Origin of the sequence: uncultured Maribacter sp., from assembly GCF_947500985.1 — a bacterium.
GTDB lineage: Bacteria > Bacteroidota > Bacteroidia > Flavobacteriales > Flavobacteriaceae > Maribacter.
This window is the reverse complement of sequence record NZ_CANMTX010000001.1, coordinates 605,302-620,629: the sequence shown is the minus strand read 5'-3', so window position 1 is coordinate 620,629 and position 15,328 is coordinate 605,302. Positions and strand designations below refer to the sequence as shown.

Genomic DNA, 15,328 nt, shown 5'->3' with positions numbered 1-15,328 from the left:
GCTTATAATTTAAAGTTGTAGGTAACTGCCGGCACAATACCAAAAATTGAAGTACGAACAGCTTCGTTGACACCAGTATCATCATTTTGTCTAAAGCTAATAGAAGCTGCATTTCTTCTGTTATAAACATTGTAAAGGCTAAATACCCATTCTCCTTTTATTTTCTTATTCTTATTCTTTCTGGGTGTTAATGTTGCAGACAGATCTAGACGATTATATGCTGGTAGTCTTTGGGTGTTTCTAAAACCGTAATAAGGTACTGTCAAACTTTGAAATTCAAATTGACCAATAGGGTAGTTGGTCGGCTGCCCTGTTTGGTAGGTGAAGTTACTACTGACACTCCATTTTTCATTAACATCATAATTTACGAACAAAGATACATCATGCGTTTTGTCGTAAGGTGTGTTATACCAATTGCCAAAATTAATACCTGATTCTAAATTGCTACGACCATCATCTGCGGTAGATGCTCTACCAGGGGTGCGTTGCTCAGATTTTGATAAGGTGTATGCTAACCAACCTTGTAATCTGCCTTCGTTTTTACGTAATAAAAACTCCAAACCGTATGAACGAGCTTCTCCGTTTAAAATTACCTGCTCTATGGCATTGTTTGCAATTAAATTAGCACCATCGATATAATCTATTCTGTTTTGAACGTCTTTATAGAAAACTTCAGTTTCAACCGAATAATCTCCATCTTTTAAATTTTTAAAGTATCCGAAGGCATATTGATCTAATAACTGCGGTTTTGTAAACGGTCCGCTTGGTGTCCAAACATCTAAAGGAGTAGGGGAGCTTGTGTTCGAAAGTAGATGTAAGTATTGTGCTAATCTTGTATAACTAGCCTTTATAGAGCTCGTTTCGCTTAAGGTATAAGACAGTGATACTCTTGGCTCAAAATTACTGAAGTTCGATATTGTGGTTCCTCTACCAGGATTTATGACATCAATAGGCTCAGCTTCTTTATAAATCAACAAAAAAGGATCGAACTCAACAGGGTTGTTATTGGCATAGACATTCAGTTCATCTTGACCAAGTCTCATAAAATGGCTAAAACGTAAACCGTAAGCCAGACTTAAATTATCGGTAACTCGGTGTTCAAAATCTACATAGGCAGCAAATTCGTTGGCGTATTTCTGAATTAGTTGTTCTTCGACAATTCCTGATTCGTCATTACTAGGTTCTATTTTACCAGGATTAAATTGATAGTACACATTATTGACTCCGTAGTTTACCTGTAACTTATCGGTAGCGTAATGTTTTAAATCGTATTTGATATTGAAATTACGAATGCCTGAATTCCAGTTGAATCCTACGAAATCTAATTTCAATCCGTAATAGTAATCCGAGTAAATTAGTGATAGGTTTGAGAAGAGTTTGTCAGAGAACAAATGGTTCCATCTAAAATTACCAACAGTATTTCCGTAGGTATTAACAAAGCTATCATTAATGCCGAATACATCTCTACCAAAATAACCAGATAGAAAAATATTGTTTTTATCGTTTAACCTATAATTTAACTTGGTGTTAAGGTCATAGAAGTAAGCTGTATTGTCAACATCGAAAAGAGGTAAAAAAAGATGTGCGTACGAGGCTCTACCACCAATAAGAAAAGCAGCTTTATCTTTTTTAATAGGGCCTTCAATTAAAAGTCTACTAGCTACGGCACCAATACCACCGTTCATTTTAAATTCTTTGCTATTTCCTTCTTTTTGAAAAATATCTAAAACGGAAGAAACCCTACCGCCGTAACGAGCGGGAATGCCACCTTTGTATAGTTTTACATCTTTTATAGCATCAGGATTAAACACAGAAAAGAACCCGAATAAGTGTGATGAATTAAAGATGATAGCTTCATCTAAAAGAATTAGATTTTGATCAGCTGCACCACCACGTACATTAAAACCAGAAGCACCTTCACCGGCATTAGTAACCCCAGGAAGCAGGAGAATAGACTTTATGACATCAGCTTCACCAAGAATTACCGGTATTTTTTTAATGGTACCAACCGATAGTGTATTAACGCTCATTTGTGGTTTTCTAATATCCATCTTTTCCACGTTCTCGGTAACAACAACTTCTTCTAATTGTTCAGCTTCTTCTTCAAGTGAATAATCGATACGCCTATTTTCGGTTAGGGTTATTTCTTGTAGAATGTCTTCAAAACCTAAATAACTAATTAGAATAGTATATGTGCCTTCTGGTAATGTAATGGAGTAAAAACCATACTCATTAGTTGTAACACCAGTGCTTAATTCAGGTATGGCAACAGTAACTCCAATAAGTGTTTCGTTACTGCTAGATTCAGCTATAGAGCCACTTAAAGTAAATTTTTGTTGACCCCATGATGAAAAAGAGAAGCATAGCAGTGATATAAGAATAAATGGTAAATATCTATTCATCAATTTTTTTTGTAAAAATACTTAGAAATAGGGGATACTCCTAAAACAAATGTAACTCGATAATCGATATTAACTACAAAAGGAGTTGTTTGGAGTTAAATGATTATAAGCTCGTTATTGTTCTGAAAATTTTGGTAGAATAGTTTTTTAAAAAAAAAACACCCTCAACATGTATTGAGGGTGTTTTCTAAATAAGATTATAAGATTAAATGGATTTTAAAATACCATTTAAGGTTGTACTTGGTCTCATCGCTTTTTCAACCAAAATAGGATCTGGTTTATAATAACCGCCAATATCTTGTTTAGTACCTTGAGCATCTATTAATTCGGTAAGAATCTGAGATTCATTATCATTAATTTCAGTACTTACTTTTGAAAATATCGATTTCAATTCAGCATTGTCATCTTGTAAAGCTAATGCTTCAGCCCAATATTTAGCTAAGAAGAAGTGACTACCTCTTGTATCAATCTCTTTTACCTTTCTAGAAGGTGACTTATCGTTCAGTAGGAACTTTTCAGTAGCGCTATCTAAGGTATCACCTAGAACTTTTGCTGCAGCATTTGAATTCTTTTCACCGTAGAATTCTAACGAAACCCCTAGGGCTAAAAACTCACCTAAAGAATCCCATCTAAGATGACCTTCTTCTATAAATTGCTCTACGTGTTTTGGAGCAGAACCGCCTGCACCTGTTTCAAAAAGTCCGCCTCCATTCATTAAAGGAACAATCGATAGCATTTTAGCACTTGTACCTACTTCTAGAATAGGAAATAAGTCGGTAAGGTAATCACGTAATACGTTACCAGATACAGAAATAGTATCCTTACCGGCTTTCATTCTTTTTAAAGTAAACTCAGTAGCCTTAATAGGTGACATTATTTGAATGTCTAAACCTTTGGTATCTTCTTGAGCTAGGTAAGTATTTACTTTTTTAATTAGCTCGGCATCATGTGCTCTATTTTTATCTAACCAAAATATAGTAGGATCATTAGTAGCCTTAGCTCTTGATACAGCTAATTTTACCCAGTCTTGAATAGGAGCATCTTTTACTTGGCACATACGCCAAATATCACCCTCGCTTACTGGGTGCTCAATCAAAACCTTACCAGTTTCTTGGTCTATAACTTGAACTTTGCCACTTTTTTTAATTTCAAAAGTCTTATCATGAGAACCATATTCCTCAGCTTTTTGAGCCATAAGTCCAACATTTGGTACCGTACCCATTGTTGTAGGGTCAAAAGCACCGTGCTTCTTACAGAAATCTATAGTAGCTGAGTAAATGCCCGCATAACTACTATCTGGTATAACGGCTTTGGTATCTTGAGCTTTCCCTTCTTTATTCCACATTTGACCAGAATTTCTAATCATAGCTGGCATAGAAGCGTCAATAATAATATCGCTAGGTACATGAAGGTTGGTAATTCCTTTATCAGAATTTACCATAGCCAAATCAGGTCCGTTCTCAAGTGCTGCATCTAAATCTTCTTTGATAGCATCTTTTTCGCTCGCAGGAAGTTCTTCAATTTTTTGATATAAACTGGCTAAACCATCATTAGGGCTAATACCTAATTTATCAAATGTGTCTGAATATTTATCAAAAACGGACTTTAAGAAAGTTTCTACGACTAGTCCAAATATAATTGGATCAGAAACTTTCATCATTGTAGCTTTTAAGTGCACAGAAAAAAGAACTCCTTGATCTTTAGCATCTTTAATTTCTTTTCGTAAGAAATCAAGTAAAGCTGTTTTGCTCATTACAGTGGCGTCAATAATTTCACCCTTTAATAAAGCTAATTTGTCTTTTAAGATAGTTTCAGAGTCTTCTGAAACTAATTTTATTTGAACAGAAGTGGCATTGTTTAATGTCAATGATTTTTCATTTGCTTGAAAATCACCGTCACCCATCGTTGCTACATGAGTTTTAGAGCTAGAGCTCCAAGCGCCCATGCTGTGTGGATTCTGTTTTGCGTAATTCTTTACAGCTCTAGGTGCTCTACGGTCAGAGTTACCTTCACGTAGTACTGGGTTTACTGCACTACCTTTTATCTTATCGTATTTCGCCTTAATTTCTTTCTCCTCATCATTCTTAGGCTCATCTGGGTAGCTAGGTAATTTATAACCTTTAGACTGCAATTCTTTTATAGCTTCGTTCAACTGAGGAACAGAAGCACTGATGTTAGGTAATTTGATAATGTTCGCTTCAGGCTGTTTTGCCATATTCCCCAATTCTTCCAAATCGTTGGACACTTGTTGTTCTTTCGTTAAAAACTCTGGAAAAGTAGCAGCTATTCTGCCAGCTAAAGAGATATCTTTAGTTTCAATTTCAATTCCTGAAGATTTTGTGAAAGCTTTTACGATTGGTAAAAAAGACTCTGTAGCCAATGCAGGCGCTTCGTCTGTTTTGGTATAAAAAATTTTGGACATTTGCGGTTTGTTTTAATTTAAGCGCAACAAATATACGATTTTCTAAAAGTTTGAAAGCGGGGAGTGGTCTTTATATTTATGACTAAGAGAGAAGATTTGTTAAATAACAAAAGCCATATCAATGTACGCATACAATGATATGGCTTTTTAGAAAAAGTTTACGGACAGTTTGTTTTAATTTTTCATTAAAACGGCAACCCTTGATTGCACCCGCTTCACTAATTCAACGTTTAAAATGTTTTTCGATTCTCAGGTACGTAACCTAACATCTACACATCATTTCTTTTTTAATGTCTTCACTGAAGATTAAAAACCTAGTATATAGTTTTTTTAAAATTCAATTAATTTTAAGTTTTAAGAGCGACAGCTAATAAGCTTAAAATTTACCTCATTTAATAATCATTAAATGAATCGGTCAAACAATAATACGATAGAACGTAAACCTCGTAGTGGTGATAAAATGAATATTTTCTCATTTACATTTCTTAACCACACTCTAATTTACAAAAAAAACTAATTCAAACCTTATTTTTGTAAGTTTTTATTAATCAACATATTATGAACATAAGTTATTCACTTTTGTTCATAAAAAAAGCACCGTATCAATATGAAACGGTGCTTTGTATTATTTAAGAAGAGAAATTTATCCTCTTATCTCTTTAATTCTAGCTTTCTTACCAGTTAATTCACGGAAGTAGTAAATTCTAGATCTACGAACTTTACCACGTTTGTTAACTTCAATTTTTTGAAGTGCAGGTAAGTTAATTGGGAAGATACGCTCAACACCAACAGTACCTGACATTTTACGGATAGTAAAAGTTTCTGTTGAACCAGAACCTCTACGCTGTATTACAACTCCTTTAAAGAACTGAGTTCTCGTTTTTTCACCTTCCTTAATTTCGTAGTACACAGTGATTGTGTCACCAGAAGAAAATTTTGGAAATTCTTTTTTAGTTACGAACTCGTCTTGTACAAATTTTATTAATGATTCCATGGTATAGTTAATTGGAATTAAATTAAAGCAACATTCACGATTATCGTCAGAGGTTGTTCTAACAGGGTGCAAAAATAATACTTAAATTAAAACACACAAGCATTTATGTGGTTTTTCTTTAGTATTCAAAATTAAGCTACTCAAGTAAGTCTGGACGTAGTTTTTCTGTACGCTCGTAAGCCTTATTTTCTCTCCATTCTTCAATCTTTCCAAAATTACCGCTTAATAGAATATCGGGTACGTTCATACCTTTGTATTCCGCAGGTCTCGTATATACAGGTGGTGCTAATAATCCGTCTTGAAAAGTATCTGTCAATGCAGAGGTTTCATCGTTCAATACTCCTGGTAATAATCTAATGATAGAATCGCAAAGTACCGCTGCACCTAATTCTCCACCAGAGAGCACATAATCACCAATAGAAATTTCTTTGGTAATGAAAGCATCTCTTACACGTTGGTCTACACCTTTATAATGACCGCAAAGTATAATGATATTTTTTGCCATTGACATTGTGTTGGCCATTTTTTGGTTCAATGTAGTACCATCGGGAGTCATATAAATAACCTCGTCATATTCGCGTTGCGATTTTAAATCGGTAATACACTTATCTATTGGTTCTATCATGAGCACCATTCCGGCGCCGCCACCAAATTGATAATCATCAACATTTCGGTACTTAGTTTCAGTATAATCTCTTAGATTGTGAAAGTGGACTTCTACCAATCCTTTTTCTATAGCTCTTTTTAATATAGAAGCTTCAAACGGGCTGGTAAGTAACTCGGGTAATACGGTAATAATATCTATTCGCATCTTTTAATTTTGCATCATCATTTAACCTGCCAAAAGTAATGAAAAGCGTGGTAATCTTTTGTCCATCCTAATTTCTCATATAATTTTTGCGCCGGATTGTCAATAGCGGTTTCTAAGGCGAGTCCTTTGTAATTATTCTTCTTGCAAAATTCTTGTGCTTTCAGCAGTAATTGTTCTCCAACAGACGCGCCTCGGTAATTGGTATCAACAAACAAATCATTTAGTATAAGAGATTTTTGTAGGCTGACAGAAGAGAAGGTGTAGTATAGCTGCACAAAACCAATAGCTTTGTTGCCTTCATATGCTGCGAATATGATAGATTCTTCTTTTGTAATTCTATCATTTAAAAATTTGGCGGCGGCATCGGTATCTGATTCCATTTTATAGAATACTCGGTATCCATCGAAAAGAGGAATTATATCGGTTATATCTGCTATTGTAATTCTGCGTATACTTTTCATATCAAAAAAAAGCTCCGTTAAGGAGCTTTTAATTATTTAGTTTTCTTCTGTTTATTTATCTCATCTTGTAGTTGCCTACTGACTTTTTGCTCACGCTCTAGGGATCTTCTTCTATGATCTTCGTATTCAACCTCTAGTTCAGAAAGATTTTGTTTTGCTTCTTGAGTCAAAATATTACTATTTCTAAACTTATAGATGAACAAACCAAGGGTTAGAAATAATCCACCGATAATCGTCCAAAGAACAAAATTATATGTTCCTTTAGAAACGGGCAAGCCTAGGAAAAACATGCTATCTTTTTCTTCGGTTACAGCACCTAAATTAGTTGTCGTTTCTTCTAACTTATTATTTAAAGATGTAATAGTAGTCTCATGTTCTGCAATCGTTGCCTTAAGCTCAACAGTTTTTTTATTCATGGCAGCTATAGAATCTAAAACATTCTTACGAATCTTAAATAGATTAGTTTCTTTTACCACTTCATATCTAATACCGTCAGCTCTATAATTACCTGAACGCTTAGCAATAAAATCGAATTGATTACTAATAGGACCTTCGTCTAAAGACAGTTTATCATCCTCTTCTTCAGTATCTTGTGCAAATTGTAAGTTACTAGCTAAAAGCAATGCCAGTAGTAAAAGTATTCTATAGAATTTCATGTAATAGATTCTTAGGTTAATTTGAATAATTTAGAGTCGACTAAAGTACTTTATAATTGTCGAATTATAAAATAAAGCACAAAGCTAAAAAACCTTTATTTAACTACGTAGCATATTAATAAATAGATGTTATAATTTAAAAAAATTAATAATACGTAAAACGACGAACTTTGGCGATATACTTTGCTAAACGAATAACCTGATGTGAATAGCCATATTCATTGTCATACCATATATATAAAATGATATTTTTTCCTGTATCAGATACAATTGTCGCCATGCTATCATAAATAGATGGGGCAGAGGTGCCTATGATATCTGATGAAACCAATTCCTTATCCAACGAATATTTTATTTGCTCTACCAAGTCTCCTTCAAGAGCATATTTTTTAATCATGCTGTTAACACCTTCAAGAGATGTTTTTTGGTTTACATCAAGATTTAAAATAGCCAAAGAACCGTTAGGTACAGGAACTCGAATAGCGTTAGATGTCAATTTGCCTTTTAAAGATGGTAATGCTTTGGTTACAGCTTTTCCTGCTCCAGTCTCGGTAATTACCATATTAAGTGCGGCTGCACGACCTCTTCTGTATTTACCATGCATATTATCGACCAAATTTTGGTCATTTGTGTATGCGTGTATAGTTTCTAGGTGACCTTTTTCAATTCCTAAAGTTTCTTCAATGGCTTTTAGAATAGGAGTGATCGCATTTGTTGTACATGAAGCAGCTGAAAATATTTCAGTTTCATCTGGATCATATTCTAAATGATTTACACCATGTACAATGTTTGCAACTTCTTTACCTGGTGCTGTTAACAACACCTTTAAAGCTCCTTTTGCTTGTAAGTGTCTTTCTAATTGTTCTTTAGTTCTAAATGCGCCGGTATTGTCAATGACCAAAGCGTTATTGATGCCATATTCTGTATAGTCAATTTCTTCTGGCATGTTCGCATAAATAACATGTACCGTAGTGCCATTTATAATAAGTTTCAGGTTAGCGTAATCTACTTTTACTGTACCGTTAAAAATACCATGAACAGAATCCGTTCTTAATAAACTGGCTCTTTTTTCAAGATTTTCAATACTTGGTTTGCCTCTTACTACAATTGCTCTTAATCGTAGTTGATTTCCTTTACCTGTTTTAGACATTAATTCTCTGGCGACCAATCTGCCAATGCGTCCAAATCCATATAACACAACATCTTTCGGTTCAATGCTTTTGAAATCTTGTGCAGATTTTAGTTTATCAATTACAAAAGATTTTACATTGTTTAAGATGTTAGTATCGGAATGGTATTCATAGGTTAGTTTACCTATATCAAGCTTTGATGGTGGTAAAAGCATGTCTGAGATAGAACGTAAAATTTCAACCGAATCAAAAATTGATATTGGTTTTTGTACGAATTCACCAGCATACTCATGTAAATGAATAATATCACTTACATTTTTGTCAATAACCTGATTTTTAAAAAGGACAATTTCAATTGATTTATCATACCATAAGTCGCTTACGATTTTGATGAATTCAGTCGTAGCTTTTCTACGGTCTGCTTGAAATGCCAGCTCTTTTTCAAATGTGGTCTGTGGAGCCATAATTAGTTGATTAATTTTATAATTCGCACAAAACTAGAAAAATTAACCATTTAAGATAAATATTTTTCAAAAAAAAGCCTTCGTTTTTGCGAAGGCTGTATTTTTTGAGTGGTTTTTTACTGGAAGATCAGTCGGTCTCGTTCTCCGTTTGAACCTACCATGACGATTACTGTTTTTCCATATTTAGAAATACTACCAAATGCAGTATATGCATCGTCTATATTTCCTATTTCGTGATCGTCTACCTTAATGATTACTTTTTCAGATAAACCATATCCTCTGTATCTTTCAGGCACACCCGTGATTTTTACACCCGATGTTGTTTTATAAACCTTCTTGTCATGTTCGGTAAGGTTTCTTACTTCTAAGCCCATTTCAGGTACAATTAGGGCTTGTCTTTCTTTTAAAACTAACGGTAACGTTAATAGCTCTTTGTTTCTGTCAATAACAAAGGCTAAAGTATCTCCAGGTCTTTTTGTTGAAAGGTATCCGGTTAAATCAGGGTATTTATGCACATCTATTTCATCGACTTTTTTAATAATATCACCGACAACTATTCCAGCTTCCTGTGCCGCAGACTCTTCTTCTACCAATTCAATAAAGACACCGTCAATATTATTAATACCTTTTTCAATAGCATCTCTAGTGTTTACTGGCGCAGGACTTATTCCCATAAATCCTTTCTGAACATTACCGTATTCCAAAATGTCTTGAACTACTTTTTTTGCAATATTGCTAGGTACGGCAAAAGAGTAACCAACATAAGATCCGGTCTGTGATGTAATCGCGGTATTAATACCTACTAAATCTCCATTGGTATTTACTAAAGCACCACCTGAATTACCAGGGTTTACAGCGGCATCGGTCTGTATGAAAGATTGATTTTTTCCAAGATTACGAGCTTTAGCACTAACTATACCTGCAGTAACTGTGGAAGTTAAGTTGAAAGGATTGCCTACGGCTAACACCCACTCGCCAATTTTGGTATGGTCAGAATCGCCAAAAGCTAAATAAGGTAACTTTTCGTTTGCTTCGATTTTAATTAAGGCAATATCAGAATTAGGGTCAGTGCCTATAAGTTCAGCATTATATGTTCTGTTATTATTTAAAGTAACTTGTAATTGAGTCGCTTTATTGATAACATGATTGTTGGTTACAATATATCCGTCAGAAGATATGATTACTCCCGATCCAGTACCCACCTGTGGTACGGCACTTCTACTAGTTCCATAAAAAACATCGAATATCGTGGTAGGTCCTTTGCTAAGTGTAATGTTCTTGACGTGTACTACGGCATTTACGGTGTTTTCAGCGGCAGATGTAAAATCAACTTCATTTATACCTGTACCTCTTGCAGACGTTGGGGTATAACTCGCATTTATAACACCACCATTATTTTCTTGACTGATAATTGTGAAGTTTTCTTTCTCGAAAAACAGCTTGTAAGCACCCAATGTAATTGCACCGGCAAAAACAGATACTAACAAGAGACTTGCTAATCTTTTCATATTCATTAAAGTTTTAACGTATTCTACACAAAATTACTTGTTTTTATGCTATTCTATAAGCGTTTAACTACTTTTTAACTACCAAGCAAAAGCTAATTATGTACTATCTTTGAGTCTTTATTATCTCATGGAAAACACTTTTTATAAATATCAAGGTACGGGTAACGATTTTGTGATGATTGATAATCGCAATAGGCAATTCCCTAAAGACGATATCAAATTAATAGCTAAAATCTGTCATAGAAGATTCGGAGTAGGTTCTGACGGACTTATTTTGTTGGAGAATGATGAGGCTACCGACTTTAGAATGGTCTATTTCAATGCCGATGGAAATGAAGGAAGCATGTGTGGCAATGGCGGTAGATGTATTGTAGCTTTTGCTCATTTTCTTGATATTATAAAAAAGGATACAACATTTATTGCAGTAGATGGTTTGCACGAAGCAACGATTACTGGTGATGTCGTAAGTCTTAAGATGACAAACGTTAGTGAGGTAAAAAAGAAGACAAATGCCCTTTTTATGAATACGGGCTCACCACACCATGTTCAAATGGTGAAAGATTTAAAGTCATTTGCTGTCACCAAAGAAGGAGCGCGTATGCGTTATGGAATCTATGGAGAAAAAGGGAGTAATATCAATTTTGTGGAAGCCAATGTTGAAGGTGGTTTTGATATAAGAACCTACGAACGTGGTGTTGAGGACGAAACCCTATCATGTGGTACAGGGGTGACGGCGGTTGCTTTGAGCATGTATCATTTAGGATATACCAAGAATAAAACTATTGCAGTAAATGCACTTGGGGGAAATCTTGAGGTTACTTTTGAAGAAAATCAGGGTATCTATAATAATATCTATTTACAAGGTGAAGCTAAGCAAGTATTTAAAGGAGAACTAACGTGGTAACATTAAAAGGAGAACAGATTTATCTAAGGGCTTTAGAACAAAAAGACCTCGATTTTCTGTACGCACTAGAGAATGATACAGATGTTTGGGAAGTAAGCGGTACGGTAACGCCGTATTCTAAAGATGTACTGCAGCTTTATCTAGATAGTGCTCATCGAGATATTTACGATGTAAAGCAATTGCGTTTAGTTATATGTTCGCAAGAACACTTAGCTTTAGGTTTAATAGATGTTTTTGATTTTGAACCTAATCATAAGCGTGCAGGTATTGGTATTATTATACTTGATAAAAATCAAAGAAATAAAGGAATAGGGGCAGAAGCAATAACTTTGCTGTGTAATTACTTGTTTGAAGTTTTGGGTTTAAGGCAGGTCTATGCCAATATTTTAGAGGAAAATGCGCCAAGCTTACATTTGTTTAAAAAGTTGGGTTTTCAAGAAATTGGAATGAAGAAAGATTGGGTACGATTTAAAGATACCTATAAGAATGAAATATTATTGCAAAAGATAAATAGTTAATGAACATCAAGCGTATTTTATTGGGAGTAGTACTCTTAGGTATAATTGGAGGTGGAATTTTTGGGTACACATTTTATGGTATTTTTTTTACTCCTAATACTAGTTTTGACAATGAAGAGGCAATCGTATATATTCCTACAGATGCCACAATAGATGATTTAAAAGAAGGGCTTTCTACTGTGTTAGAAGATTTTGATTCATTTGAGGCTGCTGCAGAAAGAAAAGGGTATTTATCCAATATAAAAGCAGGTAAGTATAAGATAGGTAAAGGAATGAATAACAATGAGATAGTAAACTCATTGCGAAGCGGGAGTATACCGGTAAAAGTATCATTTAATAATCAAGAAAGTATTAATGATTTGGCAGGTAGAATTGCAAGTCAGATTGAAGCTGATAGTGTATCCCTTGTTGCTGCGTTCGATGATCAAGAGTTCTTGAAGGCTAACGGATTTGACGATGCAAATAAAATATCACTGTATATACCTAATAGTTATGAGTTCTTTTGGAATACATCTGCAGCGTCTTTTAGAGGTAAAATGTTGAAAGAATACAATCGTTTTTGGACCGATACTCGTAAAGAGAAAGCTAGTGCACTAGGTTTAAAGCCGAATGAAGTAATTGCCTTGGCGTCAATTGTTCATAAAGAAACAGCAAAGGTAGATGAAAGACCTACTGTTGCTGGTGTGTATTTAAATAGATTGAAAAAGGGAATGTTATTACAGGCAGATCCTACTGTTATTTATGCGATAAAGAAAGAGACCGGAAATTTTGATACCGTTATAAAAAGAGTTTTGTATAAAGACTTAGAGATGGATTCTCCTTACAATACTTATAAATATGCTGGTTTGCCACCAGGACCTATTGCAATGCCTGATATTACGGCAATAGATGCTGTTTTGAATCCTAAGAAGCATAATTACTACTACTTTGTAGCGAATGTTGAAAAGTTCGGTTACCATATGTTTGCAGAGAATTTAACGCAGCACAACCGAAATAAAGCACAGTACATCCGATGGATTAACGCTCAGAAAATCAATAGGTAAGCTTTCGTCCGAATTTTAGAACTTCTTAACTAAATCTGTATTCTTTTAACAGAACCTTCTTAAACTCTTATAATTTCAGGTCTACCTTTGCCGCAGAAATTTAAGCAAGCAAATAGTAATTGCTGTAAGTCTTAAGAAATATATGATATGAGAAGATGGATATTAGCAAGTTGTCCTCTTATTGCGATTTTTATTTTATCTGGTTATGGGTTTAAATCTTTTACGGTTGAAGTGCCTAGGCAGTTAAAAGTTAAGGAATCTTTTTTGGTTTCTTATCCTCAAGAAGAGGCTATATTGGCAAATTATCAAATCGCTCCCCCCTTTCTTGGTAGTCAATTTATAGGCTTTAAAGAAGCGTTAGCTTTTAAAGAATCTCAAGGCAATTATTTTGTCACTAATACTTACGGGTACTTAGGAAAATATCAATTTGGTCTAGGTACGCTAGAGTTAGTAGGTGTTTATGACGGTAATCGATTTTTGAAAAACCCTGTGTTACAAGAAAAAGTATTTCAAGTTAACACATCTCGAAACAAGTGGATCTTAAGAAGAGATATTAAGCGTTATGTTGGTGTACGAATGAATGGTATTCAGGTAACGGAATCTGGTATTCTAGCAGCAGCACATTTAGCCGGACCAGGCAATGTAAAACTATATCTAAGATCTCACGGTCGAATGGAGATCTCAGATGGTTACGGTACTAGTATTTCAAACTATATGAAAAAATTTGCCGGTTTTGATGTCTCTATGGTTGAGGCAAAACGAAACCCAAGAATTTAAGATTTTAAGTAGATATGAAAAAGGGAAACCTTGGCATTTGTTTGTCAAGGTTTTTTTTATGCTTGAATTATGAAAATAGCAGGTCTTTTATGTAGATCTACATTTTCTTTTTTCCAATTTATGGCAGTTTTTGTTTTTATATATTCTGTTGGTAATGTAATATCTGCCGCCACGCAAATTCTTGTACTAGGGACTAATGTTTTAATAAGCTCTTCTAACATTTTGTTGTTACGGTACGGAGTTTCAATAAAAACCTGAGATTGATTGTCTTCTTTCGATTTACGTTCTAGGCTTTTAATATATTTTTTTCGATCAGAACCGTCTACAGGTAAGTAGCCATTAAAGGCAAAGTTTTGACCGTTCATGCCACTTGCCATTAAAGCTAATAGAATGGAAGAGGGACCAACCAAAGGTATTACTTGAATATTTTTGTCGTGTGCAATTTTAACTACTGCGGCGCCTGGATCTGCGATACCTGGACAACCAGCTTCAGAAAGTATACCAACATCAAAACCTTCTAAACACGGATTTAGAAAGCTAGGGATTTCAGCTGCTTCGGTAAACTTGTTTAAAGCAAATAGTTTTAAGCTAGGTTGGGATTTTCTAGGGCTTATTTTTTTAATAAAATGTCGAGCGGTTTTTTCGTTTTCAACGACATAGTGGTCTAATTTCTCAATTGTTTGCTTAATTGAAATTGGTAAAACCTCTAAAGGTGGCATATCACCTAATGTCGTGGGTATTAAATATACTTTTCCTATTTTTCCGTTTTGTACGCTCATCTATTTGTTTTGTAATCTTGTGGCTATGCTATCACAAGCTTGGTCAATCATTTGAAAAACATGTTCAAATCCGTCTTCGGCATCATAATATGGATCTGGAACCTCTTTATCTGAAGAACTTATTTCATTTAAAATAAGCTTCACTTTTTCTACATCGTCATTATTTCTTGCTAGACCTATGATATTGGTGTAGTTACTTTTGTCCATTGCATAAATGAGGTCAAAAGAATCAAAATCAGAAACGGTAAATTTTCTGCAGACCTGATTGCTTATGTCTAAGCCATGTTCATGCGCTACCTTAATTGATCTTGGGTCGGGGGAATTACCTATATGGTAACCTCCAGTGCCTGCAGAATCAACATAAATTTTGGTAGCATCAACTTTGTTTTTTAGAATGCCTTCTGCTAATGGGGACCTGCATATATTACCTAGGCAAACCATCAACACCTTCATGCAACG

General features: G+C 34.6%; 14 protein-coding genes. 4 read left to right on the top strand and 10 right to left on the bottom strand.

Translation table 11 applies throughout. From position 1 onward, the window contains the following. Positions 1-2: 2 nt before the first annotated feature. From Q0871_RS02840 to Q0871_RS02805, 8 genes are all read right to left on the bottom strand, one after another. Positions 3-2,402: a TonB-dependent receptor gene (locus tag Q0871_RS02840; protein WP_299317636.1), complete on the bottom strand. Its 2,400-nt coding sequence runs from the start codon at positions 2,400-2,402 to the stop codon at positions 3-5. Between the two features lie 205 nt (positions 2,403-2,607). Next, positions 2,608-4,824, bottom strand: a complete 2,217-nt coding sequence (locus Q0871_RS02835) for an NADP-dependent isocitrate dehydrogenase (protein WP_299317633.1) — start codon at positions 4,822-4,824, stop codon at positions 2,608-2,610. 643 nt (positions 4,825-5,467) lie between these two features. Continuing rightward, on the bottom strand, positions 5,468-5,818 hold the full coding sequence (rplS, locus tag Q0871_RS02830; RefSeq protein WP_027067287.1) for a 50S ribosomal protein L19: 351 nt from the start codon (positions 5,816-5,818) through the stop codon (positions 5,468-5,470). Positions 5,819-5,954: 136 nt separating this feature from the next. Continuing rightward, a complete protein-coding gene (gene trmD / locus Q0871_RS02825; RefSeq protein ID WP_299317631.1) occupies positions 5,955-6,629 on the bottom strand; it encodes a tRNA (guanosine(37)-N1)-methyltransferase TrmD in 675 nt (224 codons plus the stop codon). 17 nt (positions 6,630-6,646) lie between these two features. Beyond that, entirely contained in the window at positions 6,647-7,090 is a 444-nt protein-coding gene (locus tag Q0871_RS02820) for an N-acetyltransferase (RefSeq protein ID WP_299317629.1), read from the bottom strand. A gap of 32 nt (positions 7,091-7,122) precedes the next feature. Next, on the bottom strand, positions 7,123-7,746 hold the full coding sequence (locus tag Q0871_RS02815; RefSeq protein WP_073244801.1) for a tRNA (guanine-N1)-methyltransferase: 624 nt from the start codon (positions 7,744-7,746) through the stop codon (positions 7,123-7,125). Between the two features lie 145 nt (positions 7,747-7,891). Beyond that, positions 7,892-9,340, bottom strand: a complete 1,449-nt coding sequence (locus Q0871_RS02810) for a glyceraldehyde-3-phosphate dehydrogenase (protein WP_299317622.1) — start codon at positions 9,338-9,340, stop codon at positions 7,892-7,894. 116 nt (positions 9,341-9,456) lie between these two features. Continuing rightward, the gene (locus Q0871_RS02805; protein ID WP_299317620.1) at positions 9,457-10,848 is read right to left on the bottom strand and encodes a trypsin-like peptidase domain-containing protein; all 1,392 of its coding nucleotides are present in this window, start codon (positions 10,846-10,848) and stop codon (positions 9,457-9,459) included. Positions 10,849-10,975: 127 nt separating this feature from the next. On the opposite strand from Q0871_RS02805, the gene dapF reads away from it, so the two are divergent. The 4 genes from dapF (at position 10,976) to Q0871_RS02785 (ending at position 14,090) form a co-directional block, all read left to right on the top strand. Next, entirely contained in the window at positions 10,976-11,752 is a 777-nt protein-coding gene (gene dapF, locus Q0871_RS02800) for a diaminopimelate epimerase (RefSeq protein ID WP_299317618.1), read from the top strand. After that, positions 11,746-12,270 carry a GNAT family N-acetyltransferase gene (locus Q0871_RS02795; RefSeq protein ID WP_299317616.1) on the top strand — a complete coding sequence of 175 codons (525 nt, stop codon included), beginning with the start codon at positions 11,746-11,748 and terminating at the stop codon, positions 12,268-12,270. The genes dapF and Q0871_RS02795 overlap by 7 nt, the downstream gene beginning before the upstream one ends. Further along, positions 12,270-13,313 (top strand): endolytic transglycosylase MltG, encoded by a 1,044-nt coding sequence (mltG, locus tag Q0871_RS02790; RefSeq protein WP_299317613.1) that lies wholly within the window; start codon positions 12,270-12,272, stop codon positions 13,311-13,313. Before Q0871_RS02795 ends, mltG begins: the two co-directional genes overlap by 1 nt. 147 nt (positions 13,314-13,460) lie before the next feature. Further along, complete coding sequence (locus Q0871_RS02785; protein WP_299317610.1) at positions 13,461-14,090, top strand: hypothetical protein; 630 nt, start codon at positions 13,461-13,463, stop codon at positions 14,088-14,090. 56 nt (positions 14,091-14,146) lie between these two features. On the opposite strand, the gene Q0871_RS02780 is transcribed toward Q0871_RS02785, so the two are convergent. Next, a complete protein-coding gene (locus Q0871_RS02780; RefSeq protein ID WP_299317607.1) occupies positions 14,147-14,869 on the bottom strand; it encodes an SAM-dependent methyltransferase in 723 nt (240 codons plus the stop codon). After that, entirely contained in the window at positions 14,870-15,322 is a 453-nt protein-coding gene (locus Q0871_RS02775; protein WP_299317605.1) for a low molecular weight protein-tyrosine-phosphatase, read from the bottom strand. Between the last annotated feature and the right edge of the window lie 6 nt (positions 15,323-15,328).

Excerpts from the sequence above, each read along its gene's own strand:
- Q0871_RS02840 (WP_299317636.1), bottom strand. The coding sequence starts at position 2,402 with ATGAATAGATATTTACCATTTATTCTTATATCACTGCTATGCTTCTCT.
- Q0871_RS02835 (WP_299317633.1), bottom strand. The coding sequence starts at position 4,824 with ATGTCCAAAATTTTTTATACCAAAACAGACGAAGCGCCTGCATTGGCT.
- rplS (WP_027067287.1), bottom strand. The coding sequence starts at position 5,818 with ATGGAATCATTAATAAAATTTGTACAAGACGAGTTCGTAACTAAAAAA.
- trmD (WP_299317631.1), bottom strand. The coding sequence starts at position 6,629 with ATGCGAATAGATATTATTACCGTATTACCCGAGTTACTTACCAGCCCG.
- Q0871_RS02820 (WP_299317629.1), bottom strand. The coding sequence starts at position 7,090 with ATGAAAAGTATACGCAGAATTACAATAGCAGATATAACCGATATAATT.
- Q0871_RS02815 (WP_073244801.1), bottom strand. The coding sequence starts at position 7,746 with ATGAAATTCTATAGAATACTTTTACTACTGGCATTGCTTTTAGCTAGT.
- Q0871_RS02810 (WP_299317622.1), bottom strand. The coding sequence starts at position 9,340 with ATGGCTCCACAGACCACATTTGAAAAAGAGCTGGCATTTCAAGCAGAC.
- Q0871_RS02805 (WP_299317620.1), bottom strand. The coding sequence starts at position 10,848 with ATGAAAAGATTAGCAAGTCTCTTGTTAGTATCTGTTTTTGCCGGTGCA.
- dapF (WP_299317618.1), top strand. The coding sequence starts at position 10,976 with ATGGAAAACACTTTTTATAAATATCAAGGTACGGGTAACGATTTTGTG.
- mltG (WP_299317613.1), top strand. The coding sequence starts at position 12,270 with ATGAACATCAAGCGTATTTTATTGGGAGTAGTACTCTTAGGTATAATT.
- Q0871_RS02785 (WP_299317610.1), top strand. The coding sequence starts at position 13,461 with ATGAGAAGATGGATATTAGCAAGTTGTCCTCTTATTGCGATTTTTATT.
- Q0871_RS02780 (WP_299317607.1), bottom strand. The coding sequence starts at position 14,869 with ATGAGCGTACAAAACGGAAAAATAGGAAAAGTATATTTAATACCCACG.
- Q0871_RS02775 (WP_299317605.1), bottom strand. The coding sequence starts at position 15,322 with ATGAAGGTGTTGATGGTTTGCCTAGGTAATATATGCAGGTCCCCATTA.